This is a genomic window from Streptomyces sp. NPDC059564 (genome assembly GCF_042735575.1).
Taxonomy (GTDB): domain Bacteria; phylum Actinomycetota; class Actinomycetes; order Streptomycetales; family Streptomycetaceae; genus Streptomyces.
Map to the genome: position 1 here is coordinate 1 of NZ_JBHWBP010000001.1, position 25,301 is coordinate 25,301.

Sequence of the window (25,301 nt, forward strand, 5' to 3'; positions counted from 1 at the left end):
GCCCCGGATCCACCACCTGGATCCGGGCCCCTTCCGCGTACCGCGCTCGACCGGGCCTAGTTGGGAAGCGTGAGCACCATCCCCGGGTGGATCAGGTCGGGGTTGGACCCGACGACCGCCCGGTTCATGGCGTAGAGCTCGCGCCAGCGGCCCTCGTTGCCCAGCTCGTGGCGGGCGATCGCGGACAGCGAGTCCCCCGGCTTGACCGTGTACGTGCGCTTCTTCGCGACGGGTGCCTTGGGCCGCGCCGGTACGGCCTTGTGCGCGGCCGACGTCGGGCTGGGCGACGCGGGAGCGTGCGCCGAGGGCGCGGGCGGCGTCGGCCGGTGCGCCGGGGCCGCCGGCGGCTTGGGCGGCACGGGTACGGCCTTGTGCGCGGCCGACGCCGGGCTGGGCGACGCGGGAGCGTGCGAGGGCTTGGGCGGTGCGGCCGCGGCCATGCGCTCGGCGGCCGCCCTGGTGGCAGCGGCGGCGTCGGTGTACTTGCCGCCCATCTCGGAGGGCGCGTTCGGCCCGGCGGGCGCCGACCCGGGCGACGTCCCCGCCGCGGCCTGCTGCTCCACCTGCTCCTTCACCTTCTCGGCGGCCTCGTGTTCCTTCTTCTTGTCGGACTTCAGGAAGTCGAAGAGTCCCATGTGCGTACGCCTCCGGCGTGGTGTTGCCCCCCGGGCTCGGTGCCTCCACCCACTGTCGGACACCCGGGCCCGCCCGGCCCCGCGACAGGGCCGTCCGGGGGACCCCGCCGCGGCTACTGGCGGGCGCGGCGGGCCGGTCGGGCGCTCTCGGAAGGCACCGCGAGGGCGTCCGCCGCGAGCAGTCTCAGCGCCCGCAGGAGGGCGTCGCGGTCGGTCCCGGAGAGCGAGCCGAGGGCGTCGGCGTGCACCCCGTCCACGATCCGGGTGCTCTCGGCGGCGACCCGGGCGCCCTTTTCGGTGACGGCGATGATCCGGGCCCTGCGGTCGGTGCTGGAGGGCCGCCGTTCGGCCAGGCCCGCCTTCTCCAGGGCGTCGACGGTCACGACCATCGTCGTCTTGTCCATGTCGCCGATCTCGGCGAGCTGGATCTGGGTCCGCTCCTCCTCGAGCGCGTGCACGAGAACGCAGTGCATCCGGGCCGTCAGCCCGATCTCGCCGAGGGCCGCGGCCATGCGGGTGCGCAGGACGTGGCTGGTGTGGTCCAGGAGGAAGGACAGGTCGGGCTCGGTGCGTGCGGTCGCCATGGCGGTCATGACCCCAGCCTAACAACTAGGTCCGAGAAATATAGTCTGCAACAAAACCATCTGCTACGGTCGCACCAGTCGCCGGATACGACGACCTCCCGCCTCATCGCGACCGGAGATACCGATGTCCGCCTCCACCCACGCCCCCGCCGCCACCCCGGCACCCCCCGCACCCCCCGCACCCGCCGCGGCCCCCGCCCCCCGGCTCCGCTCGCGCTGGACCGCCCTCGCCGTGCTGTCCACCGGCATGCTGATGACGGTCCTCGACGGCAGCATCGTCACCGTGGCCATGCCCGCCATCCAGAGCGACCTGGGCTTCTCCCCCGTCGGCCTCAGCTGGGTGGTGAACGCCTACCTGATCGCCTTCGGCAGCCTGCTGCTGCTCGCCGGCCGCCTCGGCGACCTGATCGGCCGCAAGCGGATGTTCCTCGCGGGCACCGCCGTCTTCACGGCCGCCTCCCTGCTGGCCGGCCTCGCGAGCTCCCCCGCCCTGCTGATAGCCGCCCGGTTCCTCCAGGGCGTGGGCAGCGCGATGGCCTCCGCCGTCAGCCTCGGAATCCTGGTCACCCTCTTCAAGGAACCCCGCGAACGCGCCCGGGCCATCGCCGTCTTCTCCTTCACCGGCGCGGCCGGAGCCTCCCTCGGCCAGGTCCTGGGCGGGATCCTCACCGATGCCCTGGACTGGCACTGGATCTTCTTCATCAACCTGCCCATCGGTCTGGCCGCCCTGCTCGCCGCCCTCCCCGCCCTGCCCGCCGACCGGGGGCTCGGACTGCGCGCCGGAGCCGACGTGACGGGCGCGGTCCTGGTCACCGCTGGGCTGATGCTGGGCATCTACGCCGTCGTCCGCGTCGAGGAGTTCGGCTGGACCTCCGCGCACACCCTCGGCCTGGGCGCGCTCTCCCTCGCCCTCCTCGCCGCCTTCGCCGTCCGCCAGACCAAGGCCCGCACTCCGCTGATGCCGCTGCGGATCCTGCGCTCCCGCACCGTGGCCGGCGCGAACCTGGTCCAGATGCTGATGGTGGCCGCGCTGTTCTCCTTCCAGGTCCTGGTCGCCCTCTACCTCCAGCGGGTCCAGGGCTACGGAGCCGCCGCGACCGGCCTCGCGATGCTGCCCGCCGCGCTGTCCATCGGAGCCGTCTCCCTCGGCGTCTCGGCCCGCCTGAACGCCCGCTTCGGCGAGCGCGCCGTACTCCTCGCGGGGCTCGGGCTGTTGACCGCCGGCCTCGGCCTGCTGACCCGGCTGCCGGTGCACGCCGACTACGTCACCGACCTGCTGCCCGTGATGCTGCTGGCCGCCGGCTTCGGCCTGGCCCTGCCGGCGCTCACCACCCTGGGCATGTCCGGCGCGGACGAGCGGGACGCCGGTCTGGCCTCGGGCCTGTTCAACACCACCCAGCAGATCGGCATGGCCCTCGGCGTGGCCGTCCTGTCCACCCTGGCCGCGTCCCGCACCGAGTCCCTGACGGCGGCGGGCAGCACCCCGGCCGAGTCCCTCACCGGCGGCTACCACCTCGCCTTCACCGTCGGCGCCGCCCTCCTCCTGACGGCCACCGCCCTGGCGGCCACCCTCCTCCGCCGCCCCCGCACCCACTGAGACCCGTAACGCAAAAGACCCCCCGACCGGCGTTTCCGCTGGTCAGGGGGTCTTTGAATGTGGAGCCTAGGAGATTCGAACTCCTGACATCTGCCTTGCAAAGGCAGCGCTCTACCAACTGAGCTAAGGCCCCGAACAACTGGACGCGACCGTCCCCCGTGAGGGAGCGGGCGTTCCGCAGGACAGCGTACCCGGTGTACCCCCTCATCCCGCAAAATGATAGGGACTCCCGCCCCGCGACCACGCTCCGTAAGATGCTCGCGAGGTTCGCACCAGCGAAGGGGAGTAGTCAGAGTGGACGCAGTACAGCAAGAGGCCACGGCCAGAGCCAGGGAACTCCAGCGCAGTTGGTACGGGGAGCCGCTCGGCGCTCTGTTCCGGCGGCTCATAGATGACCTCGGCCTCAACCAGGCCCGCCTCGCTGCCGTCCTCGGGCTGTCGGCGCCGATGCTGTCCCAGCTGATGAGCGGGCAGCGCGCCAAGATCGGTAACCCGGCCGTCGTCCAGCGGGTCCAGGCCCTCCAGGACCTCGCCGGGCAGGTCGCGGACGGAAGCGTCAGCGCGGCCGAGGCCACCGACCGGATGGACGAGATCAAGAACACCCAGGGAGGCTCCGTCCTCAGCAACAGCGGCCAGACCACGCCGAGTTCCGGCGCGCCCACCGTCAAGCGGGTCGTCCGCGAGATCCAGTCGCTGCTGCGGTCGGTCTCCGCGGCCGGGGACATCATCGACGCGGCGGACTCCCTCGCACCCAGCCACCCGGAACTGGCAGAGTTCCTCAGGGTGTACGGCGCGGGCCGCACCGCCGAGGCGGTGGCCCACTACGAGGCCCACCAGAACTGACACACACGCGTGAACGGGGGACGGCGCAGCGATGGGTGAGGTCTTCGCCGGCCGGTACGAACTGATCGACCCGATCGGACGGGGCGGGGCGGGCGCCGTCTGGCGGGCGTGGGACCACCGCCGCCGCGGGTACGTCGCCGCGAAGGTGCTCCTGCAGAGCGATGCCCATGCCCTGCTGCGCTTCGTGCGCGAGCAGGCCCTGCGCATCGACCACCCGCACGTGCTGGCCCCGGCCAGCTGGGCGGCGGACGACGACAAGGTCCTGTTCACCATGGACCTGGTCGCCGGCGGCTCCCTCGCCCATGTGATCGGGGACTACGGGGCCCTGCCGCCCCGTTTCGTGTGCGCGCTGCTCGACCAGCTCCTGTCGGGGCTGGCGGCGGTGCACGCGGAGGGTGTCGTCCACCGCGACATCAAACCGGCCAACATCCTGATGGAGGCCACCGGAACCGGGCGGCCGCACCTGCGGCTGTCCGACTTCGGGATCTCGATGCGCAAGGGCGAGCCCCGGCTGACCGAGACCGATCTGGTCGTCGGCACTCCGGGGTACTTCGCACCCGAGCAACTGAGGGGCGCCGAGCCCGACTTCCCCGCCGACCTCTACGCCGTGGGGCTCGTCGCGCTGTACCTGCTGCGGGGCCGGAAGCCCGACGCGGCCGCCCTGGCCCGGCAGTTCCCCGCCCAGGGGGTCCCCGAGGCTCCGGAGGGGGTCCCCGCGCCCTTGTGGGGCGTGATCGCGAACCTCCTGCACCCGGACCCCCGGAGCCGTTTCCGGACCGCCACAGGGGCGCGCAAGGCCCTTGCCGAGGCGGCCCAGTTGCTACCGCCGCCCGCGCCGGACGAGGATCCGGTGGAGGTGTTCGACCAACTCGGGCCGCTCCCCGCCGGTTTCGGCCCCGAGGGCCCGCTGGGCACCCCCGCCGCGGCGCCGGAGCCGACGCACCCGCCGGCCCCGTCCCCCTCGCCGACCCAGCAGCCGTCGCAGCCGTCGCAGCCCTCCCGGCCCTCCGGCGCCGCCGGTGCGTTCGGGCCGCCGCCGCCCGGGTACGGCCCCGAGCCGACGGACGGCTTCCACCTGGCGCCGCCGGCAACCCCGGCAACCCCGACGGCGCCGACGACCCCGGTCCCGGAGGCCCCGCCCCGCCCCGGCCGCCGCGTCCCGCCGCCCCCCGCCAAGGTCACCGCCGGGATCCTCACGGCGGCGCTGCTCTGCTTCGCCACCGCCGTCTGGGCGCTGACCCGGATCTAGCCGGTGGCGGTGCGCCGGGCCAGCAGCATCCAGCCCCCGAGCCCGAGCAGCAGCAGCGCCCCCGCCCCGAAGCCGGCGCCCGCCACGGTCCGCATCACGGAGCGGGAGTCCTCCCGCGCGACGGCCTCGGGGACGGTGAGCCCCTCCTTCGCGGCGGCCCGCTCGGCGGCTCCGACCCCGAACCCGGCGGCCGCCAGGCCCTCCCGGTACGCGGGCTCCGCGGCCGGGGTCCCGCCCACGTCCACCCGTAGCGTCAGCGGCACCGGCGAGGCGTCCTCGGTGAACTCCCCGACCTTCCCGCCCAGGGTGACGGCCAGGTAGTACCAGCCGGCCACGCGCAGGGACCGTACGCCGGTCTGGTCGGAGAAACGGTTCGCGTACGCCACCGGCGCGGTCACCGGCAGGGTCACGGCGGCCTGTTGCCCGTCGTACGAGGTGTCCTTGGACTCCACGAGCCCGCGGTACGGGGTGTACAGCGAGACGGTCAGCCCGTCGGAGGCGGAGCCGTACTGCCGGGTCATACGGGCCTTCGCGATCTCGGCGCCGATCCCCAGCCGCTGCCCCCAGTCCACCGGGACCCGGTAGAACCGCGTCTGCCCGGGCCGCAGGTCGTCGCGCCACACCCCGGAGCCCACGGCCCGCGCGTCGTTGAAGCCGGTGCCTCCCGTACGGGCGACCGGGTCCGTGCCGGGCAGGGCGGGCGAGGCGGAGGGCAGGGCGGGCGGCGGGGAGACCGGCGCGCTGCCGCCGGCCGGGGCCGGTTCGCGCTGCACCAGGAGCTCCACCGGCCAGCCCGCCTGGGCGGAGTCCTTCGATGCCGTCCGGGTCACCTTCGCGTAGTACGTCCCCGCGCTCTGGCACTCGGAGTCCTCCTCCAGCCGCCGCTGCCCCACCGCCGCGAGCGGGACCGGGTCGTAGCCGAAGGTGTTGCGGCCCGGGTTGTACGGGCAGGCCCGGCCGGCGTTGGTCATGATCTCGACCTCGACCCCGTCGGAGTACCCGACCTTGCTCCCGGCGGGCGGGCGCAGCACGGCGGAGACGTACACGGTGGAGGCGTCGTCCAGGCCGAGCCGGTAGACGCGCTCACCCGGGGCGACGGTGTCCTCGTAGACCACGCCGGCGTCCAGCAGCGGGGCGTCCGCCGTCGAGGGCTTCCCCTCCACCCGGCGGGCACCCTCCGCCGCCCGGTAGCCCGGTACCGGCGACGCCGAGGGCCCGGCCTGCGCGTACGCGGCCCCCGGCAGCCAGACGGCGGCGAGTCCCGCCACCAGCCCGAAGGCCAGCCCGAGGCGCACGGCCCCGCCCCCGCCACGTCCCTGACGTCCCCGCGCCATCACACCCACCCCACGCCACGCGACCCGAGTTTTGCCAACGCAAGCAAAATCTTTGCAGAACAGAACTTTCTGCCACAGAACAGCACAAAGCCCCGGCAGCAGCGGCAGCCGGGGCTTCATGGAATCAAGCGGGTCTCACACACCGGAACCAGAGGGCACGGAGTCAGTAGCCTCCGTCCACAGGTCCTGCTCGGCGCGGTCCGCCTGGATCTGGCGGTACACGAGGAGCCCGCCGATGGCGGCCAGTGCGACCAGGAGCAGCTTCTTCACCGCGCGACCTCGTCTTTCGTTGACGTTGGGGACTTCTGGCGGCCAACAATACACACCGACCGATACCGATCGGTTACCTGGGAGCCCCTCAACTGGCCCAACGACAAAGACCCCCAGGCCTTGGGCCTGGGGGTCTTCGACACTGTGGGGCTAACAGGATTTGAACCTGTGGCCTCATCCTTATCAGGGATGCGCTCTAACCAACTGAGCTATAGCCCCATCCGCGCTGCGCGCTGACTCCTGAAGATTAGCGCACAGACGCGGTCGAGCCAAAATCGCCTTCTAGAGGGCGTCCGCGCAGGTCATTCGTCTTCGGCGAGCGTGAGCTCGACGCCGCCCACGAAGCCCGCCGACAGGTTGTAGATGAACGCGCCCAGCGTCGCCAGGGCCGTCATCAGCACCACGTCGATCACCGCGATCACCGAGGTGAAGATCAGCACGCGCGGCAGCGACAGGAACGACTGGAGGTCGAACCCGTTGCTCTCGTTGGAGCCGGTCGCCTCGCTGATGGTGCCGCCGACGGTCGAGAAGATGCCCATGGCGTCCATGACCATCCACAGCACCACCGACGCGATGACCGTGCACACGCCCAGCGCGATCGACAGCAGGAAGCTGACCTTCATCACCGACCACGGGTCGGCCTTGGCCACCCGCAGCCGCGCCTTGCGCGTCCTGGGCGCCGTACGGGTGCCCGGGCGGGCCCCCCGCTGCGCGCCGGGGCCGGTGGGGGCCGCGTAGGCCTGCGGAGGCTGGTACGGCTGCCCGCCCCGCTCCTGACCCGCGCCGGCGGCCTTCGCCTTCGGCTTGGACTTCGCGGCCGGCTGTGCTTCCGGCTGCGGCCCCCGGGTGTCCGTCACGGTTCCCCCCTGTCCACCGGTGGAGTCCGCGGCGGGGCCACGGGCACCGTCCTCTCCAGTCTTGGCCGGTCCGGCGCCCGTGGCTCCACTCACGCTTACTCCTCGTGCTCCCCAGCCGAAGGCTCGATGCCTTCAGCGGCCTCAGCGGCCTGTCCGTCGGCTGCCCCGGCCTCGATCTCTGTCTCGATATCGTCGACCTCGTCAGCTTCCTGACCGGCCTCGGCGTTACGAGCGATGCCGACCACGGCATCGCGCTTGCCCAGGTTGATCAGCTGGACGCCCATGGTGTCACGGCCCGTCTCCCTGACTTCGTTGACTCGCGTACGGATCACACCACCGCCGAGCGTGATGGCGAGAATCTCGTCCGTTTCGTCGACCACCAGCGCGCCGACGAGCGACCCGCGGTCCTCGACGATCTTCGCTGCCTTGATGCCCAGGCCGCCACGGCCCTGGACGCGGTACTCGTCCACGGCCGTCCGCTTGGCGTAGCCGCCGTCGGTCGCGGTGAAGACGAAGGTACCGGGCCGCACGACGCTCATCGAGAGCAGCTCGTCGCCCTCGCGGAAACTCATGCCCTTCACACCGGAAGTGGCACGGCCCATCGGGCGCAGCGCGTCGTCGGTCGCCGTGAAGCGGATCGACTGCGCCTTCTTGCTGATGAGCAGCAGGTCGTCCTCGGCGGACACCAGCTCGGCGCCGATCAGCTCGTCATCGCTGCCGTCCTCGGTCTCCCGGAGGTTGATGGCGATGACACCACCCGAACGGGGCGAGTCGTAGTCCTTGAGCGCCGTCTTCTTCACGAGGCCGCCCTTGGTGGCCAGGATCAGGTACGGCGCCGCGTCGTAGTCGCGGATCGCGAGGATCTGGGCGATCTTCTCGTCCGGCTGGAAGGCCAGCAGGTTCGCCACGTGCTGCCCGCGGGCGTCGCGGCCGGCGTCCGGGAGCTCGTACGCCTTGGACCGGTAGACGCGGCCCTTGTTCGTGAAGAACAGCAGCCAGTGGTGCGTGGTGGAGACGAAGAAGTGGTCGACCAGGTCGTCCTGCTTCAGCTTCGTGCCGCGCACGCCCTTGCCGCCGCGCTTCTGCGAGCGGTAGTCCTCGGTCTTGGTGCGCTTGACGTAGCCGCCGTGCGTGATGGTGACGACGATGTCCTCTTCGGCGATCAGGTCCTCCATGGACATGTCGCCGTCGAAGGGCACCAGCTTGGAACGCCGGTCGTCGCCGAACTTCTCGACGATCGCCGCCAGTTCCTCGCTGACGATCGAGCGCTGCTTCTCCGGCGAGGCCAGGATCGCGTTGTACTCGTTGATCTTGGCCTGGAGCTCGTCGTGCTCGGCGACGATCTTCTGCCGCTCCAGGGCCGCCAGACGGCGCAGCTGCATCTCCAGGATCGCGTTCGCCTGGATCTCGTCGATCTCCAGCAGGCCCATCAGGCCCTCGCGCGCGATCTCGACCGTGTTGCTGCGCCGGATGAGGGCGATGACCTCGTCGATCGCGTCCAGCGCCTTGAGCAGGCCGCGCAGGATGTGGGCGCGCTCCTCCGCCTTGCGCAGGCGGAAGCGCGTGCGCCGGACGATGACCTCGATCTGGTGCTGCACCCAGTGGCGGATGAACGCGTCGATCGACAGCGTGCGCGGCACGCCGTCCACCAGCGCCAGCATGTTCGCGCCGAAGTTCGTCTGGAGGTCGGTGTGCTTGTAGAGGTTGTTCAGCACGACCTTGGCGACGGCGTCGCGCTTGAGCACGATCACCAGGCGCTGGCCGGTCCGGGACGAGGTCTCGTCGCGGACGTCGGCGATGCCGCCGATCTTGCCGTCCTTCACCAGGTCGGCGATCTTCTGCGCGAGGTTGTCCGGGTTGGTCTGGTACGGGAGCTCCGTGACCACCAGGCACTGGCGGTTCTGGATCTCCTCGACCTCCACGACCGCGCGCATCGTGATGGAGCCGCGTCCGGTCCGGTACGCCTCCTCGATGCCCTTGCGGCCCACGACCAGGGCGCCCGAGGGGAAGTCGGGGCCCTTGATCCGCTCCAGGAGCGCGTCGAGCAGCTCCTCGTGCGAGGCCTCCGGGTGCTCCAGCGCCCACTGGGCGCCGGCCGCGACCTCGCGCAGGTTGTGCGGCGGGATGTTGGTGGCCATACCGACGGCGATACCGGCGCTGCCGTTGACCAGCAGGTTCGGGAAGCGCGCCGGCAGGACCGTGGGCTCCTGGTTGCGGCCGTCGTAGTTGTCCGTGAAGTCGACGGTCTCCTCGTCGATGTCCCGGAGCATCTCCATGGCCAGCGGCATGAGCTTGCACTCGGTGTAGCGCATCGCGGCGGCCGGGTCGTTGCCCGGGGAGCCGAAGTTGCCGTTGCTGTCCACCAGCGGCATGCGCATCGACCACGGCTGGGCCAGGCGGACCAGGGCGTCGTAGATGGAGCTGTCGCCGTGCGGGTGGTACGTACCCATGACGTCACCGACGACGCGGGCGCACTTGTAGAAGCCCTTCTCGGGCCGGTAGCCGCCGTCGTACATCGCGTACAGCACGCGGCGGTGGACGGGCTTGAGGCCGTCCCGTACGTCGGGCAGCGCGCGCGAGACGATGACGGACATCGCGTAGTCGAGGTAGGAGCGCTGCATCTCCGTCTCGAGCCCGACGGGCTCGATGCGCAGCACGGGCTGCTCCTCCGCGGGATTCTCGGCGGTGGGGGTGGTTTCGTCGGCCATTGCTGGTCAGAAGTCCTTTCAGGCGGTCAGCGGAGGCCGACTCAGATGTCGAGGAACCGAACGTCCTTGGCGTTGCGCTGGATGAAGGAGCGCCGTGCTTCGACGTCCTCGCCCATGAGCACGGAGAACAGGTCGTCGGCCTGCGCCGCGTCGTCCAGGGTGACCTGGCCGAGCACGCGGTGGTCCACGTCCATGGTGGTGACGCGCAGTTCCTCGGCGTTCATCTCGCCCAGACCCTTGAAGCGCTGGATCGAGTCTTCCCTGATCCGCTTGCCGTTCTGCTTGCCCAGCTCGACCAGGGCGTCGCGCTCGCGGTCCGAGTACGCGTACTCGAAGTCGTCGCGGCCCCACTTGATCTTGTAGAGCGGCGGGCGCGACAGGTAGACGTGCCCGGCCTCGACCAGCGGGCGCATGAAGCGGAAGAGGAAGGTCAGCAGCAGGGTGTTGATGTGCTGGCCGTCGACGTCGGCGTCCGCCATCAAGATGATCTTGTGATAGCGGAGCTTGGCGATGTCGAAGTCCTCGTGCACACCGGTGCCGAAGGCGCTGATCAGCGCCTGGACCTCGGTGTTCTGGAGGATCTTGTCGATGCGCGCCTTCTCGACGTTCAGGATCTTGCCGCGGATGGGCAGGATGGCCTGGTACATCGGGTTGCGGCCGGACTTCGCCGAGCCGCCGGCGGAGTCACCCTCGACGATGAAGATCTCGCACTTGGTCGGGTCGTTCGACTGGCAGTCGGACAGCTTGCCCGGCAGCGAGGCGCTCTCCAGCAGGCCCTTGCGGCGCGTCAGGTCGCGGGCCTTGCGGGCCGCGACGCGCGCCGTGGCCGCCTGGATCGACTTGCGGATGATGTCCGCGGCCTCGACCGGGTTGCGGTCGAACCAGTCGTTCAGGTGCTCGTGGACGACCTTCTGCACGAAGGTCTTGGCCTCCGTGTTGCCCAGCTTGGTCTTCGTCTGGCCCTCGAACTGGGGCTCGCCCAGCTTGACCGAGATGATCGCCGTCAGACCCTCGCGGATGTCCTCGCCGGCGAGGTTGTCGTCCTTCTCGCGGAGCAGCTTCTTGTCGCGCGCGTAACGGTTCACCAGACCCGTCAGCGCGGCCCGGAAGCCCTCCTCGTGCGTACCGCCCTCGTGCGTGTGGATCGTGTTCGCGAAGGAGTAGACCCCCTCCGTGTACTGCGAGTTCCACTGCATCGCGATCTCGACCGAGAGCATGCGCTCCTTGTCCTCGGCCTCGACGTCGATGACGGTCGGGTGGATCAGCTCGCCCTTGCGCGAGTTGAGGTACTTCACGAAGTCGACGATGCCGCCCTCGTAGTAGTACTTCACCGTGCGCGCGGTGGGCTCGGCCGTGTCCGCCTCGGGGTCGTCGGCGCCGACGGTCGCCTTCGCCGACTCGCGCTCGTCGGTCAGCGTCAGGGTCAGGCCCTTGTTGAGGAAGGCCATCTCCTGGAAGCGCCGCGACAGCGTCTCGAAGGAGTACTCGGTCGTCTCGAAGATGTCGCCGTCGGCCCAGAACGTCACGGACGTGCCGTGCTCGTCGGTCTCCTCGTTCTTGGCGAGGGCCGCCGTCGGGACACCGAGCTTGTAGTCCTGGGTCCAGCGGTAGCCGTCGGTCTTGACCTCGACCGCGACCTTGGTCGACAGGGCGTTCACGACGGACACGCCCACACCGTGCAGACCGCCGGAGACGGCGTAGCCGCCGCCGCCGAACTTGCCGCCCGCGTGCAGGACCGTCAGGACGACCTCGACCGCCGGCTTCCCCTCGGACGGCACGATGCCGACCGGGATGCCACGGCCGTTGTCGATGACCCGCACACCGCCGTCGGCGAGGATGGTCACGTCGATGGTGTCCGCGTGCCCGGCCAGGGCCTCGTCGACCGAGTTGTCCACCACCTCGTACACGAGGTGGTGCAGCCCGCGCTCACCGGTCGAGCCGATGTACATGCCTGGCCGCTTGCGGACCGCGTCCAGGCCCTCGAGGACCTGGATCGCGCTGGCGTCGTACGAGGCGGTTACCCCGCCGTTCTCGCCGGCTGTGGACTGGTTGTCGTTGGGGTTGCCGGAATCGGCCACGAAGCGCCCTTTCTGGCACAGCACAGGCCGTACTCCGGGCCAGCAGGCATGCAAGCAGGAGCGGCTGCGTCGATCTGCGTTGTCAGCGTGTATCAGCGAATCCCGCAAGCGGGCGGGATTGTCTTCAGTCTACCGGTACCACGGACATGAATGGGGGTTTGCCGGTACCTGAGTCCGCATGTGCCGCCCTGAACCTCCACTCTCCGACTCCCCATATCCGGGGAGGGGCTCAAAGTGGCTCACGCGGGCATCCAGCGCTTCGGCCTGTCAACCCGCGGCTACCGTGAGGGACACCACCCGGGGCGGGGGTCGCACGGCGCGGCCGGGTGCGGCGGAGAAGGCCGGAACCCGTGCCCGCGGCGCGGGCCCCGCCTCACCCGTAGGTGTCGCCCGGACCCGTGCTGCCGGGGCTGCGCCACGGCCCGTACCGCTTCGGCCGGCCGCCGGGGCCCTGCACCTTGATCAGCCGGACCGTGCCCTGCCCCAGGTCCGCGTTGAGCCGCGCCACCAGCTGCGGGGCCAGCAGCTTCAGCTGGGCGGCCCAGGCCGAGGAGTCGCACCGTACGAGGAGCTCACGGTCCTCGTAGCGCTCCGGTTCGCAGTGCGCCGCGATCTCCGGGCCGACGATCTCCGCCCAGCGCTCCATCACCCCGGCCACCGCGATCGGCATCTCCCAGCCGCGTTCCGTACGCAGCCGGTCCAGGGCCGCCATCAGCGGCATCGGGTCCCGGCCGTCCGCGCGGGCGCCGGAGCGCAGGCCCGGCTGCTGCTGGCGCTTGCGCCCGTTCACCGCGTTGCCGCGGGCCCGGGCCTGTTCGCGGGCGGCGGCCAGCGCCTGCCGCGCCAGGTCCACCCCGGAGGGTTCCGGGGCCTTGGGCTTGTCCTGCCCGCTCTCGCCCGCGCTCACAGCCGGGTCACCTCACCGCCGGACACCGCGAACCGGGTGCCCGCCAGGACGCCCGGAACGTCGTCGTCCACCGCCGCCGTCACCAGGACCTGCTCGCCCGGGGCCACGAGTTCCGCGAGGCGCTCGCGGCGGCGCGCGTCCAGCTCCGCGAAGACGTCGTCCAGGATCAGCACCGGCTCGGACCCCTCGGAGCGCAGCAGCTCGTACGAGGCCAGGCGCAGGGCCAGCGCGTACGACCAGGACTCGCCGTGGCTCGCGTACCCCTTGGCCGGGAGGTCGCCCAGGCGCAGCAGGACGTCGTCGCGGTGCGGGCCCACCAGGGTCACGCCCCGCTCGATCTCCTGCTTGCGCACCTCCGCCAGGGCCGCCAGCAGGACCTCGTACAGCGCCTCGCGGGTGCGGGCCTCGCCGCTGTCGACCGGCTCGCCGGCCGAGGACTTGTACGCGAGCCCGAGCGGGCCGCCGCCGGGCGCGAGCTGCTCGTACGCCTTGTCGGCGAGCGGCAGCAGGGTCGCGATCAGGTCGAGGCGCTGCGCGAGGAGCTCGGCCCCGGCGCGGGCCAGGTGCTGGTCCCACACGTCGAGGGTGGACAGGTCCATGGACCGGCCGCCGTGGCGGCGGGCCATCGCGGCGGACTTCAGCAGGGTGTTGCGCTGCTTGAGGACGCGTTCGTAGTCGGAGCGGACGGCCGCCATGCGCGGGGAGCGGGCCGTGACGAGCTCGTCGAGGAAGCGGCGGCGCTCGCCCGGGTCGCCCTTGACCAGGGCCAGGTCCTCGGGGGCGAACAGCACGGTGCGCACGATTCCCAGCACGTCACGGGGTCTGACCTGCGAGGACCGGTTGATCCGGGCGCGGTTGGCGCGGCCGGGGTTCAGCTCCAGCTCGACCAGCTGCTGGCGCTCGCCGTGGATGACGGCGGCGCGGACGATCGCCCGGTCCGCGCCCATCCGCACGAGCGGGGCGTCGGAGGAGACCCGGTGGCTGCCGAGGGTGGCCAGGTAGCCGATGGCCTCGACGAGGTTCGTCTTCCCCTGGCCGTTGGGCCCCACGAAAGCCGTGACGCCCGGGGCGAGGGGAACCTCGGCCCGGGCGTACGAGCGGAAGTCGGCCAGTGAGAGATGCGAAACGTGCATACGGCGCCGACCTCCCCCGGCTTCCTGCTGCTGTGCTGTGCTGCTCGGTACTTCAGTACTTCAGTACCGCTGTACCGCTGTACCGCTGTACTGCGGTGGTGCTGTGTGGCTCTGGTGCTGTGGTGTTACTTCTTCTCGACCGCGTGGCCGCCGAACTGGTTGCGGAGCGCCGCGATCATCTTCATCTGCGGCGAGTCGTCCTGGCGCGAGGCGAAGCGGGCGAACAGCGAGGCGGTGATCGCCGGCAGCGGCACCGCGTTGTCGATCGCGGCCTCGACCGTCCAGCGGCCCTCGCCGGAGTCCTGCGCGAAGCCGCGCAGCTGCTCCAGGTGCTCGTCCTCGTCCAGCGCGTTGACGGCCAGGTCGAGCAGCCAGGAACGGATGACCGTCCCTTCCTGCCAGGACCGGAACACCTCGCGGACGTCGGTGACCGAGTCCACCTTTTCGAGCAGCTCCCAGCCCTCGGCGTAGGCCTGCATCATGGCGTACTCGATGCCGTTGTGGACCATCTTCGCGAAGTGGCCCGCGCCGACCTTGCCGGCGTGTACGGCGCCGAAGTCACCCTCGGGCTTGAGGGCGTCGAAGACCGGCTGGACGGCGGCGACGTGCTTCTCCTCGCCGCCGTACATCAGCGCGTAGCCGTTCTCCAGGCCCCAGACGCCGCCGGAGACGCCGCAGTCGACGAAGCCGATGCCCTTGGCCTTCAGCTCCTCGGCGTGCTTCTCGTCGTCGGTCCAGCGGGAGTTCCCGCCGTCCACGACGATGTCGCCGGGGGAGAGCAGCTCCGCCAGCTCGTCGACGGTGGACTGCGTCGCCGCGCCCGCCGGGACCATCACCCACACCACGCGGGGGGACTGCAGGCTGTCCACAAGCTCCCGCAGGCTGTGGACATCGGCGAGGTCCGGGTTGCGGTCGTATCCGATGACGGTGTGGCCTGCGCGGCGGATGCGCTCGCGCATGTTGCCGCCCATCTTGCCGAGACCGACGAGACCGAGCTCCATCAGGTGCTTCCTTACGCGTTGTGGCCGTCTTTGCCTGTGCGGGGGCTCCCCGGGTTCGGGGGTCGCCCACCGGGTCCGAGCCTACGCCGGGCCGCGGGGCGGGGCCCGCTCCGTACGACGGCGGGCCCGGCCCCCGCAGGCTGCGAGACCGGGCCCGGCGTCGGTGTGCGCGGGGGCGTCAGCCGGAGAGGCGCACCGGCATGATCAGGTACTTGTACGCCTCGTCGGCCTCGGCGTCGACGGCCGGACGGCCGCTGAGCAGCGCGGGCTTGGTGGAGGTGGTGAAGCTGAGCTGCGCGGCCGGCGAGTCGATCGCGCTCAGGCCGTCCAGCAGGAAGGTCGGGTTGAAGGCGATCGAGATGTCGTCGCCCTCCAGCTTCGCGTCGACGCGCTCCACAGCCTGTGCATCGTCGCTGGAGCCCGCTTCCAGGATGAGGACGCCCTGCTCGAAGCTGAGGCGGACCGGCGTGTTGCGCTCGGCGACCAGGGCCACGCGCTTGACGGCCTCGACGAACGGGGCGGTCTCGATCACCGCGACGGAGTTGAACTCGGTCGGGAAGAGCGTGCGGTACTTCGGCAGGTCGCCTTCGAGCAGGCGGGTGGTGGTGCGGCGGCCCGCGCCCTCGAAGCCGATCAGGCCCTCGCCCTTGCCGGAGCCGGAGAGCGCCAGGGTGACGGTGTCACCGCTGGTCAGCGACTTGGCGGTGTCCAGCAGGGTCTTCGCGGGCACCAGGGCCACGGCGGAGGCGTCCGGGTTCTCCGGCTTCCACAGGAACTCGCGGACCGCGAAGCGGTAGCGGTCGGTGGAGGCCAGGGTGACGCGGTCGCCCTCGATCTCGATGCGGACACCGGTCAGGACGGGCAGCGTGTCGTCGCGCCCGGCGGCGATGGCGACCTGGGCGGCGGCGGAAGCGAAGACCTCACCGGGCACGGTGCCGGTCGCGGTGGGCATCTCCGGCAGGGCCGGGTACTCCTCCACAGGCAGGGTGTGGAGTGTGAACCGCGAGGAGCCGCAGACCACGGTCGCCCGTACACCGTCTGTGGAAATCTCCACCGGGCGGTTGGGGAGGGCGCGGCAGATGTCCGCGAGGAGCCGGCCGGAGACCAGGACGGTGCCGTCCTCCTCCACGTCCGCCTCGACGGAGACGCGGGCCGAGACCTCGTAGTCGAAGCCGGAGAGGGACAGGGTGCCCTCCTCGGCCTTCAGCAGCAGGCCCGCGAGTACGGGCACCGGCGGCCGGGCCGGGAGGCTGCGTGCAGCCCAGGCCACCGCCTCCGCGAGTACGTCGCGCTCCACCCGGATCTTCACCGGAACCGCCTCCTGCTGTTGCTCGCTCGTCTGCCGGCCTTCGTCGTCGGCTCGTCGATGCCTCGACCGATGCCGGGGACCAGTCTGACGTACGGCGCCGACAGTCGTCGCGGCTGGCGGTCAAGTCGGGAGCGAGGTGTCGGCGAGGGCGGACGACGAGTTGTGCACAGCTCCTGCTTGAAAACCGAAACCGGCCTACATCTCTATGGGGGTAGTAGTAGGGCCTGTGGAAACGGTGGATAAGCCCGTCTTCGCAGGTCAGCCCGCGTTTTTTATCCCCACACCCTGTGGGTGGCACCGGTGGACAACACGGTGTCTCTGTGGAGAACGAAAACTTCTGCACAGGCCGTCCCCAGACGACCCCCACTACTCCACAGGTGTGTCCCCAGCTTTTCCCCAGTCGTCCACACAGCAAACGTCGACATCCGTGTGACGGCTTTCACTCGGGGCGGTGACCGCAGGTGCCTTGTTGCCGAACAGTGGACAACGGTGTGGAGAACCCCTCGCGTCCTGTGCACAGGACGCGAGAACCTGTGAGTCTCCGGTGGACAGAGGAGTGGATGAGCCTGTGGATGAATATTCTGTCCACAGGCTGTGGATGAGCCTTGCGCACAAATACACAGGGGGCTGACCTGCCCTGATGGGCCCTCAACCTGCACCCCTGTGGACAGATTGTGGGCGACGCCGACTGTCCTCAGGCTGTGGACGGAAGAAAGTCGGCCAATCTGTGGATGACTTCCTCCCTCGGGGGCGTATTCGAACAGAGCAGGGGCGCACGGACGAAGAAGGGCGCCCCCGGTTGGATCCGGGAGCGCCCTGTCTGGGGGTTTGCCTGGGGGTTGAGTAGCCCCTGACGCCGCTGCCGGGGGCCGCCGTCAGCCGTTCTTGATGCGGTTCGTGAGCTCCGTGACCTGGTTGTAGATGGAGCGCCGTTCGGCCATCAGAGCGCGGATCTTGCGGTCGGCGTGCATGACGGTCGTGTGGTCGCGGCCGCCGAACTGGGCCCCGATCTTCGGCAGGGAGAGGTCGGTGAGCTCCCGGCACAGGTACATGGCGATCTGCCGGGCGGTCACCAGGACCCGGCTGCGCGAGGAGCCGCACAGGTCGTCCACGGTCAGCCCGAAGTAGTCGGCGGTGGCCGCCATGATGTCGCTGGCGGTGATCTCGGGCGCGCTGTCCTCGCCACCCGGGATCAGGTTCTTGAGGACGTCCTCGGTCAGGCCCAGGTCGACCGGCTGCCGGTTGAGGCTCGCGAAGGCCGTCACCCGGATCAGCGCCCCCTCCAGCTCGCGGATGTTGCGCGAGATGCGGGAGGCGATGAACTCCAGTACCTCCGGCGGGGCGTTGAGCTGCTCCTGGACGGCCTTCTTGCGCAGGATCGCGATGCGCGTCTCCAGCTCGGGCGGCTGGACGTCGGTGATCAGGCCCCACTCGAAGCGGTTGCGGAGCCGGTCCTCCAGGGTGACCAGCTGCTTGGGCGGCCGGTCGGAGGACAGCACGATCTGCTTGTTGGCGTTGTGGAGCGTATTGAAGGTGTGGAAGAACTCCTCCTGCGTCGACTCCTTGCTCGCGAGGAACTGGATGTCGTCGACCAGCAGGATGTCCATCTCGCGGTAGCGCTTGCGGAAGGCGTCGCCCTTGCCGTCGCGGATGGAGTTGATGAACTCGTTGGTGAACTCCTCGGAGCTCACGTACCGCACGCGGGTGCCGGGGTAGAGGCTGCGCGCGTAGTGCCCGATGGCGTGCAGCAGGTGCGTCTTGCCGAGGCCCGACTCCCCGTAGATGAAGAGGGGGTTGTACGCCTTCGCCGGAGCCTCGGCGACGGCCACCGCGGCGGCGTGCGCGAAGCGGTTGGAGGCGCCGATGACGAAGGTGTCGAAGAGGTACTTGGGGTTCAGCCGTGCGGTGGGCTCCAGCGGGCCCGAGGTGGAACCGCCGGACGGGGCCGGCGGCGCCGGGCGGCTGGGCGCCGGGCGCGGGGCGGGCTGCTCGTACTGCTGCTGCTCGTACGACTGCTGTTCGTACTTCTGCTGCTCGTATTTCTGTTGTTCGTACGAGCCCTGGTCATAGGAGTTCTGCTCGTAGCCGCCGGGATCCGGCTGCTGGAGGTAGCCGGGCTGCGGCGAGGCGTAGGGGTCGCGCTCGGGGAAACCGCCGAGGCGCGGCTGCTGCCAGCCGTAGTCGTCCTGCTGTCCGCCGCGGGGCCAGGCGCCGGGCTCCGGGCGCTGCTGCTGGTACTCCGGGTAGGCCGGGCGAGCCGTGGGGAGCTGGTCCTCGCCCGGACCGGTGTGGCCGCCGGGGCCGGTGTGACCGCCGGGGCGCTGGCCGCCGTACGGCTCGTAGCCCTCGCGCTGGCCGGATCCGGACGGGGGCTGCGGCGCGGGCTCGCCCGCGGAGTCGTCCACGGTGATGGCGATCCGGATGGGCCGGCCGCACTCACGGCTGAGGGCGTCGCTGATGAGCGGGGCGAGGCGGCCTTCGAGGACCCGCTTGCCCCATTCGTTGGGGACGGCGAGCAGGGCGGTGTCGGCCACGAGGGCCAGTGGCTGGCATCGTTCCACCCACTGCTTGTCCTTGGGCTCGATCCCCTGCTGCCCCTCCCCGAGCAGCTTCTCGAGCACGCGTGGCCACACTGCGGCAAGATCGGCAGGTACGTCAGCCACAGAGCACGCTCTCTCACAGGTCCCGGTCCCACGAATGTGTGGTTCTTTGGGACGGTCGGGACAAAAAATCCGGGATCACACAACGGTAGTCAGGCCGGTGGGTACGGTTCAAGTCGTTGTCCACAGCCTGTGCACAGTGTGGGGCAGGGCGGGCTCGGTTTGACCGGATGGCGTAGCCGCGCGTACCGTAACGAGGTCGAGTTGTCGATGGCTGCTGCCGCCTGCCTACCGATGGGCGAGATCACTGATTGTGATCGTTTAGCGGTGTCCACTCGGGCGAACACGCGAGTTCCTCGTGGGCGCACGGTGACAGCCAGGCGATGTAACGCCACACACGATTCATTCTCTGGAGCCCCCGAGTGAGCAAGCGCACCTTCCAGCCGAACAACCGCCGTCGTGCCAAGACCCACGGCTTCCGCCTCCGGATGCGGACCCGCGCCGGTCGCGCGATCCTGGCGAACCGTCGTGGCAAGGGCCGCGCCGCCCTTTCCGCGTAATAACGCGCAGGTCGTGACGTCGTGCTGTCTCCCGAAAATCGGCTGAGGCGGCGCGAGGACTTCGCGAGCGCGGTACGGCGGGGCAGGCGGGCAGGACGCCCCCTCCTCGTCGTCCACCTACGTACAAGCGGTGCAACGGACCCGCACGCGCCGGGGGAGATTGATCCCTCGCCGCGTGCGGGTTTCGTCGTCAGCAAGGCTGTCGGCGTCGCCGTCGTACGTAACCGGGTGAAGCGCCGTCTGCGCCATCTCGTACGCGACCGGCTGGCCCAGCTGCCCGCCGGTAGCCTGGTGGTGGTACGGGCCCTGCCCGGAGCGGGCGATGCCGGCGTAGACGAGCTGGCCCGTGACCTGGACGCCGCCTTGGCGCGGCTACTGGGAGGCGTGGCTCGATGAAGTACCCGCTGCTCGCTTTGATCAAGCTGTACCAGTGGACGATCAGTCCGCTGCTCGGGCCGGTGTGCCGCTATTACCCGTCGTGCTCGCACTACGGGTACGGGGCCATCGACCGGCATGGTGCGGTGAAGGGGACGGTTCTGACCGCCTGGCGGATCCTGCGGTGCAATCCGTGGTCCCCGGGTGGTGTGGATCATGTCCCACCCCGGAAACGCCCGCGTTGGCACGAGCAGCTGCGCAGTGCGTTGCGTAGATCTCGCAATGCTCAAGGAGCCTGATTAGTGGACACGATTGCCAGTCTGTTCAGCTTTATCACCACACCCGTGTCGTGGGTCATCGTCCAGTTCCACAGCCTGTACGGCGCGATCTTCGGCCCGGACAGTGGATGGGCCTGGGGCCTGTCCATCGTGTCCCTGGTGGTGCTGATCCGTATCTGCCTGATCCCGCTCTTCGTGAAGCAGATCAAAGCGACGCGGGGCATGCAGGCGCTCCAGCCGAAGATGAAGGCGATCCAGGAGCGCTACAAGAACGACAAGCAGCGCCAGTCCGAAGAGATGATGAAGCTGTACAAGGAGACGGGTACCAACCCGCTCTCCTCGTGCCTTCCCATCCTGGCGCAGTCCCCGTTCTTCTTCGCGCTGTACCACGTGCTCTCGGCCATCGCCAACGGCGAGACCATCGGCGTGATCAACCAGTCGCTGCTGGAGAGCGCCCGTCAGGCGCACATCTTCGGCGCCCCGCTGGCGGCGAAGTTCACGGACAGCGCCGAGAAGGTCGCCTCCCTGGGCGCCTCGATCACCGACGTGCGCATCGTGACCGCAGTCATGATCATCATGATGTCGCTGTCGCAGTTCTACACCCAGCGCCAGCTGATGCAGAAGAACGTCGACCTCTCGGTCAAGACGCCGTTCATGCAGCAGCAGAAGATGCTGATGTACATCTTCCCGCTGATCTTCGCGGTGATGGGCATCAACTTCCCCGTCGGTGTCCTCGTCTACTGGCTGACCACCAACGTGTGGACCATGGGCCAGCAGATGTACGTGATCAACCAGAACCCGACGCCGGGCAGCAAGGCGCAGGACCAGTACCTGACCCGCCTCCTGAAGCACGTCACCACCCACGGGGACGTCAAGGGCCGGGGCAAGAAGAAGATCGTCGCGGCGATCGTGGCCAAGGGCCCGGACCGCAACGACAACGAGCGGAAGTTCATCACCGCGCTCACCAAGCAGGGCATGGCCGCGCAGGCGGACGGCTCCGTGGTCAAGAGTGCCGAAGCGACCGCCGACGCGGACGCGGCGAGCGGCGGTGTCGCCACGAAGCGGCAGCAGCCGAAGCGGCAGACGAAGTCGAAGCGTCAGACACCCCCCAGCAAGCCCTCCAAGAAGTAAGAAGGAGTCCCTCCCGTGACGGAAGGCACCACCACCGCCGCCGCTGAGAGTGGCGACACCCTGACCCGCCTCGAGCAGGAGGGTGAGATCGCGGCCGACTACCTTGAGGGTCTGCTGGACATCGCCGACCTGGACGGCGACATCGACATGGACGTCGAGGCCGACCGCGCCGCGGTGTCGATCGTGAGCGACTCCTCCAGCCGTGACCTGCAGAAGCTCGTGGGCCGCGACGGTGAGGTCCTGGAGGCCCTGCAGGAGCTGACCCGCCTGGCCGTGCACCGGGAGACCGGGGACCGCAGCCGGCTGATGCTGGACATCGCGGGCTTCCGGGCGAAGAAGCGTGAGGAGCTGGCGGCCCTGGGCGCCAAGGCCGCGGAGGACGTGAAGGCCTCGGGCGAGCCCCTGAAGCTGGCCCCGATGACCCCCTTCGAGCGCAAGGTCGTCCACGACGCCGTGGCGGCCGCCGGTCTGAAGAGCGAGTCCGAGGGCGAGGAGCCGCAGCGCTTCGTCGTTGTGCTCCCGGCCTGACCGGAACGTTGTGTGTCGGCCCCGTCTGTGTCGCAGGCGGGGCCGATGTTTGTAAGCCTGACAGTTGAACGGCACGGTATTGGCGTGAGCGGTTCTGTACGGAAGGACGGTCCCCGTGACGGAGGCAGCTGAGCTTCCCCCGGCGCCTGAAGAGGCGCGCGCGGTGTTCGGTGAGTTTTTCCCGGAAGCTGTGCGGTATGCGGAGCTGCTTGCGGATGCGGGGGTCAAGCGGGGCCTGATCGGGCCGCGCGAGGTTCCCCGGCTGTGGGAGCGGCACCTGCTGAACTGCGCGGTGCTCTCCGAGGTGGTGCCCCAGGGCGTCACCGTCTGCGACGTGGGCTCCGGCGCGGGCCTGCCCGGCATCCCGCTCGCACTGGTCCGCCGGGACCTGAAGATCACCCTGTTGGAGCCCCTGCTCCGCCGCACGAACTTCCTCCAGGAAGCCGTGGAGCTGCTGGGGCTGGACCACGTCACGGTGGTGCGCGGGCGGGCCGAAGAGGTCCTCGGCAAGGTCCAGCCGGTGCACGTGGTGACGGCCCGGGCCGTCGCTCCGCTCGACCGGCTGGCGGGCTGGGGCGTGCCGCTGCTGCGTCCGTACGGGGAGATGCTGGCGCTGAAGGGCGACACCGCCGAGGAGGAGCTGGTAGCGGCGAAGGTCGCACTCAGCAAGCTCGGTGTGGTGAAGACCTCGGTGCTCCACGTCGGCGAGGGCATCGTCGATCCCCTCTCCACCGTGGTCCGGGTAGAGGTCGGAGAAAGCCCCGGTGGGGTGAGGTTTGCGGCCAAGCGGGCTAAGGCGGCGCGCGTAGGGCGGACCCGCCGACGTCGTTGATCTTGTCGGTTTCGGGGTCATTGGGCCCTATAGGTATGGATTTCGGAGTGTCGTAGCGGCCTGAAGACTCCGTCCGGGCATCGTGTTTCACGTGAAACATCGCTCTCTGCTGCACGGAATCATCAGCCGCGGCCGTGCTGCTGCGGCCCCCCGTCACCGCAAGGCCGCGGGGGGTACGGAGTTGTCAACAACGGTGGATTCATCCACAGGAGTACGGGCCCCGCTGGTTCGCGACCCGGGTGACATGGCAGGCTCTGTTCATCGCGAGCCCGCTGCCGAGGAGAGTGACACCGTGCGGTCCGACGCCAACCTCGCGGGGCCGATGGCCGATCCGGTCCCCGGTCCCCGCTCTGAATCGCCGGGCGAGGATGTTTCACGTGAAACATTGCCTCCGCCCCTCGTCGACAACGACAACGAGGACACCCCGATCGGCCGAGCCGCCCAGCTCGCGGTCGAGGCCATCGGGCGGAGCGGTACCGCTCTGCCGAGGCCCCCGCAGACCCGGATCATGGTGGTGGCCAACCAGAAGGGCGGCGTGGGAAAGACCACGACGACCGTGAACCTGGCCGCCTCCCTTGCTCTGCACGGTGCGCGGGTCCTCGTGATCGACCTCGACCCGCAGGGCAACGCCTCGACGGCCCTCGGTATCGACCACCACGCGGACGTGCCGTCCATCTACGACGTGCTCGTGGACAGCCGGCCCCTGCTGGAGGTCGTCCAGCCCGTGGTGGACGTGGAAGGGCTGTTCTGCGCCCCCGCCACGATCGACCTCGCCGGCGCGGAGATCGAGCTGGTGTCCCTGGTGGCCCGCGAAAGCCGTCTCCAGCGCGCGATCCAGGCCTACGAGCAGCCGCTCGACTACATCCTGATCGACTGCCCGCCCTCCCTGGGCCTGCTGACCGTGAACGCCATGGTCGCGGGCGCGGAGGTGCTGATCCCGATCCAGTGCGAGTACTACGCACTGGAGGGGCTCGGCCAGCTGCTGCGCAACGTCGACCTGGTGCGGGCCCACCTGAATCCGAGCCTGCACGTCTCGACCATCCTGCTGACCATGTACGACGGCAGGACGCGGCTCGCCTCCCAGGTGGCGGACGAGGTGCGCACCCACTTCGGCAAGGAAGTGCTGCGCACGAGCATCCCGCGGTCGGTCCGCATCTCCGAGGCCCCGAGCTACGGGCAGACGGTCCTCACGTACGACCCGGGTTCCAGCGGCGCCCTCTCCTACCTGGAGGCGGCGCGGGAGATGGCCCTGCGGGGGGTCGGCATCCATTACGAAGCCCAGCACGCCCATCTGGGCACGGGCACGAACAGCACGCAGAGTGTGGCGGAGGGGATCCAGTGAGTGAGCGACGTAGGGGTCTGGGTCGGGGGCTCGGCGCGCTGATCCCGGCGGCCCCCCAGGAGAAGACGCCGGCGGTCGGTGCGGGGTCGACGTCCCCGTCGGCCTTGCCCGTAATGACGTCCGAGCGGGGCATCGCCGCGGCGAAGCTCGCTTCGCTGGCGCAGGCGGGGTCAACCACAGCGGCTGCCGCCGATGTTTCACGTGAAACATCCACGCCGGGCGCGAAGGCGGTTCTGCCGGAACAGGTGACCCCGGAGGCCGAAACGGTGGCGGGGGCGACGTTCGCCGAGCTCCCGCTGGATGCGATCACGCCGAACCCGCGCCAGCCGCGCGAGGTCTTCGACGAGGACGCGCTGGCGGAACTGGTGACCTCCATCCAGGAGGTGGGTCTGCTCCAGCCGGTGGTCGTCCGGCAGGCGAGCCCGGGCCGGTACGAGCTGATCATGGGTGAGCGCCGCTGGCGGGCCTGCCGCGAGGCCGGGCTGGAGCGCATCCCGGCGATCGTCCGGGCCACGGACGACGACAAGCTGCTGCTGGACGCGCTCCTGGAGAACCTGCACCGGGCGCAGCTGAACCCGCTGGAGGAGGCGGCCGCGTACGACCAGCTGCTCCAGGAGTTCAACTGCACGCACGATCAGCTGGCGGACCGGATCGGCCGTTCGCGTCCGCAGGTCTCGAACACTCTGCGGCTGCTGAGGCTTTCCCCCTCGGTCCAGCGCCGGGTGGCGGCGGGAGTGATCTCGGCGGGGCACGCGCGGGCGCTGCTGTCGGTGGACGACTCCGAGGAGCAGGACCGCCTCGCGCACCGGATCGTCGCCGAGGGGCTGTCGGTGCGTGCGGTCGAGGAGATCGTGACGCTGATGGGCTCGGAGCCCACCAGCACGGTGAAGCCGAAGGGCCCGCGTGCGGGAGCCCGGGTGGCTCCGGCGCTGAACGAGCTGGCGACGCGCCTCTCGGACCGCTTCGAGACCCGGGTGAAGGTGGACCTGGGTCAGAAGAAGGGCAAGATCACCGTCGAGTTCGCCTCGATGGAGGATCTGGAGCGGATCCTGGGGACCCTGGCGCCGGGCGAGGGCCGGGTACTGGAGCAGGGCCTTTCGGGGGAGTAGTTCCGACCGTCAGCGCACCCTGCCTCTTCGGGAGATGTCCA

General features: G+C 70.1%; 22 protein-coding genes, 2 tRNA genes and 2 pseudogenes. 11 read left to right on the forward strand and 15 right to left on the reverse strand.

Annotated elements, in window-relative coordinates:
• Positions 1–56: 56 nt before the first annotated feature.
• Positions 57–635, reverse strand: coding sequence for a LysM peptidoglycan-binding domain-containing protein (locus ACFV0Q_RS00005; protein ID WP_384997895.1), 579 nt, complete (start codon positions 633–635; stop codon positions 57–59).
• A gap of 113 nt (positions 636–748) precedes the next feature.
• On the reverse strand, positions 749–1,228 hold the full coding sequence (locus ACFV0Q_RS00010) for a MarR family winged helix-turn-helix transcriptional regulator (RefSeq protein ID WP_384997898.1): 480 nt from the start codon (positions 1,226–1,228) through the stop codon (positions 749–751).
• A 115-nt stretch (positions 1,229–1,343) separates the two neighbouring features.
• Here ACFV0Q_RS00010 and ACFV0Q_RS00015 point away from each other — a divergent pair, with 115 nt between their 5' ends.
• Positions 1,344–2,816 carry an MFS transporter gene (locus tag ACFV0Q_RS00015; RefSeq protein ID WP_384997901.1) on the forward strand — a complete coding sequence of 491 codons (1,473 nt, stop codon included), beginning with the start codon at positions 1,344–1,346 and terminating at the stop codon, positions 2,814–2,816.
• A gap of 60 nt (positions 2,817–2,876) precedes the next feature.
• Here the strand turns inward: ACFV0Q_RS00015 and ACFV0Q_RS00020 are convergent.
• Positions 2,877–2,949 (reverse strand) — tRNA-Ala (locus tag ACFV0Q_RS00020).
• 161 nt (positions 2,950–3,110) lie between these two features.
• Here ACFV0Q_RS00020 and ACFV0Q_RS00025 point away from each other — a divergent pair.
• Both ACFV0Q_RS00025 and ACFV0Q_RS00030 read left to right on the forward strand, forming a co-directional pair.
• Positions 3,111–3,659 (forward strand): DNA-binding protein, encoded by a 549-nt coding sequence (locus ACFV0Q_RS00025; protein ID WP_266575684.1) that lies wholly within the window; start codon positions 3,111–3,113, stop codon positions 3,657–3,659.
• Between the two features lie 31 nt (positions 3,660–3,690).
• Complete coding sequence (locus tag ACFV0Q_RS00030) at positions 3,691–4,908, forward strand: serine/threonine-protein kinase (protein ID WP_384997905.1); 1,218 nt, start codon at positions 3,691–3,693, stop codon at positions 4,906–4,908.
• Here the strand turns inward: ACFV0Q_RS00030 and ACFV0Q_RS00035 are convergent.
• The 12 genes and pseudogenes from ACFV0Q_RS00035 to dnaA (ACFV0Q_RS00090) form a co-directional block, all read right to left on the reverse strand.
• On the reverse strand, positions 4,905–6,242 hold the full coding sequence (locus ACFV0Q_RS00035) for a hypothetical protein (protein ID WP_384997908.1): 1,338 nt from the start codon (positions 6,240–6,242) through the stop codon (positions 4,905–4,907). The two genes, ACFV0Q_RS00030 and ACFV0Q_RS00035, sit on opposite strands and share 4 nt — an antisense overlap.
• A 135-nt stretch (positions 6,243–6,377) precedes the next feature.
• On the reverse strand, positions 6,378–6,512 hold the full coding sequence (locus ACFV0Q_RS00040) for a DLW-39 family protein (protein WP_208809277.1): 135 nt from the start codon (positions 6,510–6,512) through the stop codon (positions 6,378–6,380).
• Between the two features lie 145 nt (positions 6,513–6,657).
• Positions 6,658–6,731, reverse strand: a tRNA-Ile gene (locus ACFV0Q_RS00045).
• An 83-nt stretch (positions 6,732–6,814) separates the two neighbouring features.
• On the reverse strand, positions 6,815–7,462 hold the full coding sequence (locus tag ACFV0Q_RS00050) for a DUF3566 domain-containing protein (RefSeq protein ID WP_384997910.1): 648 nt from the start codon (positions 7,460–7,462) through the stop codon (positions 6,815–6,817).
• Between the two features lie 2 nt (positions 7,463–7,464).
• Complete coding sequence (gene gyrA / locus ACFV0Q_RS00055) at positions 7,465–10,077, reverse strand: DNA gyrase subunit A (protein WP_384997913.1); 2,613 nt, start codon at positions 10,075–10,077, stop codon at positions 7,465–7,467.
• 41 nt (positions 10,078–10,118) lie between these two features.
• Positions 10,119–12,179 (reverse strand): DNA topoisomerase (ATP-hydrolyzing) subunit B, encoded by a 2,061-nt coding sequence (gene gyrB / locus ACFV0Q_RS00060; protein ID WP_384997916.1) that lies wholly within the window; start codon positions 12,177–12,179, stop codon positions 10,119–10,121.
• Positions 12,180–12,528: 349 nt separating this feature from the next.
• Entirely contained in the window at positions 12,529–13,062 is a 534-nt protein-coding gene (locus ACFV0Q_RS00065; RefSeq protein ID WP_384997919.1) for a DUF721 domain-containing protein, read from the reverse strand.
• Entirely contained in the window at positions 13,059–14,195 is a 1,137-nt protein-coding gene (gene recF / locus ACFV0Q_RS00070; protein ID WP_384997922.1) for a DNA replication/repair protein RecF, read from the reverse strand. The genes ACFV0Q_RS00065 and recF overlap by 4 nt, the downstream gene beginning before the upstream one ends.
• A 125-nt stretch (positions 14,196–14,320) precedes the next feature.
• Entirely contained in the window at positions 14,321–15,196 is an 876-nt protein-coding gene (gene gnd / locus ACFV0Q_RS00075) for a phosphogluconate dehydrogenase (NAD(+)-dependent, decarboxylating) (RefSeq protein ID WP_384997924.1), read from the reverse strand.
• Between the two features lie 178 nt (positions 15,197–15,374).
• Positions 15,375–16,505 carry a DNA polymerase III subunit beta gene (dnaN, locus tag ACFV0Q_RS00080; protein ID WP_266575665.1) on the reverse strand — a complete coding sequence of 377 codons (1,131 nt, stop codon included), beginning with the start codon at positions 16,503–16,505 and terminating at the stop codon, positions 15,375–15,377.
• An 875-nt stretch (positions 16,506–17,380) separates the two neighbouring features.
• Positions 17,381–18,544: pseudogene (dnaA, locus tag ACFV0Q_RS00085) on the reverse strand (chromosomal replication initiator protein DnaA); the annotation flags it as partial.
• Between the two features lie 104 nt (positions 18,545–18,648).
• Positions 18,649–19,168 (reverse strand): annotated as a pseudogene (gene dnaA, locus ACFV0Q_RS00090) (chromosomal replication initiator protein DnaA); the annotation flags it as partial.
• A gap of 359 nt (positions 19,169–19,527) precedes the next feature.
• Here dnaA (ACFV0Q_RS00090) and rpmH point away from each other — a divergent pair.
• The 8 genes from rpmH to ACFV0Q_RS00130 all read left to right on the forward strand — a co-directional run bounded on the left by rpmH (position 19,528) and on the right by ACFV0Q_RS00130 (position 25,260).
• Positions 19,528–19,665, forward strand: a complete 138-nt coding sequence (gene rpmH, locus ACFV0Q_RS00095) for a 50S ribosomal protein L34 (protein ID WP_008741645.1) — start codon at positions 19,528–19,530, stop codon at positions 19,663–19,665.
• Between the two features lie 21 nt (positions 19,666–19,686).
• Positions 19,687–20,061 carry a ribonuclease P protein component gene (gene rnpA, locus ACFV0Q_RS00100; RefSeq protein WP_384997927.1) on the forward strand — a complete coding sequence of 125 codons (375 nt, stop codon included), beginning with the start codon at positions 19,687–19,689 and terminating at the stop codon, positions 20,059–20,061.
• Entirely contained in the window at positions 20,058–20,339 is a 282-nt protein-coding gene (gene yidD, locus ACFV0Q_RS00105; RefSeq protein WP_384997930.1) for a membrane protein insertion efficiency factor YidD, read from the forward strand. Before rnpA ends, yidD begins: the two co-directional genes overlap by 4 nt.
• A gap of 3 nt (positions 20,340–20,342) precedes the next feature.
• Complete coding sequence (yidC, locus tag ACFV0Q_RS00110) at positions 20,343–21,449, forward strand: membrane protein insertase YidC (protein ID WP_384997933.1); 1,107 nt, start codon at positions 20,343–20,345, stop codon at positions 21,447–21,449.
• A 15-nt stretch (positions 21,450–21,464) separates the two neighbouring features.
• The gene (locus ACFV0Q_RS00115) at positions 21,465–21,977 is read left to right on the forward strand and encodes a R3H domain-containing nucleic acid-binding protein (RefSeq protein WP_266575656.1); all 513 of its coding nucleotides are present in this window, start codon (positions 21,465–21,467) and stop codon (positions 21,975–21,977) included.
• A gap of 115 nt (positions 21,978–22,092) precedes the next feature.
• Positions 22,093–22,809 carry a 16S rRNA (guanine(527)-N(7))-methyltransferase RsmG gene (gene rsmG / locus ACFV0Q_RS00120; RefSeq protein WP_384997936.1) on the forward strand — a complete coding sequence of 239 codons (717 nt, stop codon included), beginning with the start codon at positions 22,093–22,095 and terminating at the stop codon, positions 22,807–22,809.
• 244 nt (positions 22,810–23,053) lie between these two features.
• The gene (locus ACFV0Q_RS00125) at positions 23,054–24,151 is read left to right on the forward strand and encodes a ParA family protein (protein ID WP_384997939.1); all 1,098 of its coding nucleotides are present in this window, start codon (positions 23,054–23,056) and stop codon (positions 24,149–24,151) included.
• Positions 24,148–25,260, forward strand: a complete 1,113-nt coding sequence (locus tag ACFV0Q_RS00130) for a ParB/RepB/Spo0J family partition protein (RefSeq protein ID WP_384997942.1) — start codon at positions 24,148–24,150, stop codon at positions 25,258–25,260. Before ACFV0Q_RS00125 ends, ACFV0Q_RS00130 begins: the two co-directional genes overlap by 4 nt.
• The last annotated feature ends 41 nt before the right edge of the window (positions 25,261–25,301 follow it).

Coding starts and splice junctions, on each gene's coding strand:
- ACFV0Q_RS00035 (WP_384997908.1), bottom strand. CDS start 6,242: ATGGCGCGGGGACGTCAGGGACGTGGCGGGGGCGGGGCCGTGCGCCTC.
- gyrA (WP_384997913.1), bottom strand. CDS start 10,077: ATGGCCGACGAAACCACCCCCACCGCCGAGAATCCCGCGGAGGAGCAG.
- yidD (WP_384997930.1), top strand. CDS start 20,058: ATGAAGTACCCGCTGCTCGCTTTGATCAAGCTGTACCAGTGGACGATC.
- ACFV0Q_RS00015 (WP_384997901.1), top strand. CDS start 1,344: ATGTCCGCCTCCACCCACGCCCCCGCCGCCACCCCGGCACCCCCCGCA.
- recF (WP_384997922.1), bottom strand. CDS start 14,195: ATGCACGTTTCGCATCTCTCACTGGCCGACTTCCGCTCGTACGCCCGG.
- ACFV0Q_RS00125 (WP_384997939.1), top strand. CDS start 23,054: ATGGCAGGCTCTGTTCATCGCGAGCCCGCTGCCGAGGAGAGTGACACC.
- ACFV0Q_RS00010 (WP_384997898.1), bottom strand. CDS start 1,228: ATGACCGCCATGGCGACCGCACGCACCGAGCCCGACCTGTCCTTCCTC.
- ACFV0Q_RS00030 (WP_384997905.1), top strand. CDS start 3,691: ATGGGTGAGGTCTTCGCCGGCCGGTACGAACTGATCGACCCGATCGGA.
- ACFV0Q_RS00005 (WP_384997895.1), bottom strand. CDS start 635: ATGGGACTCTTCGACTTCCTGAAGTCCGACAAGAAGAAGGAACACGAG.
- gnd (WP_384997924.1), bottom strand. CDS start 15,196: ATGGAGCTCGGTCTCGTCGGTCTCGGCAAGATGGGCGGCAACATGCGC.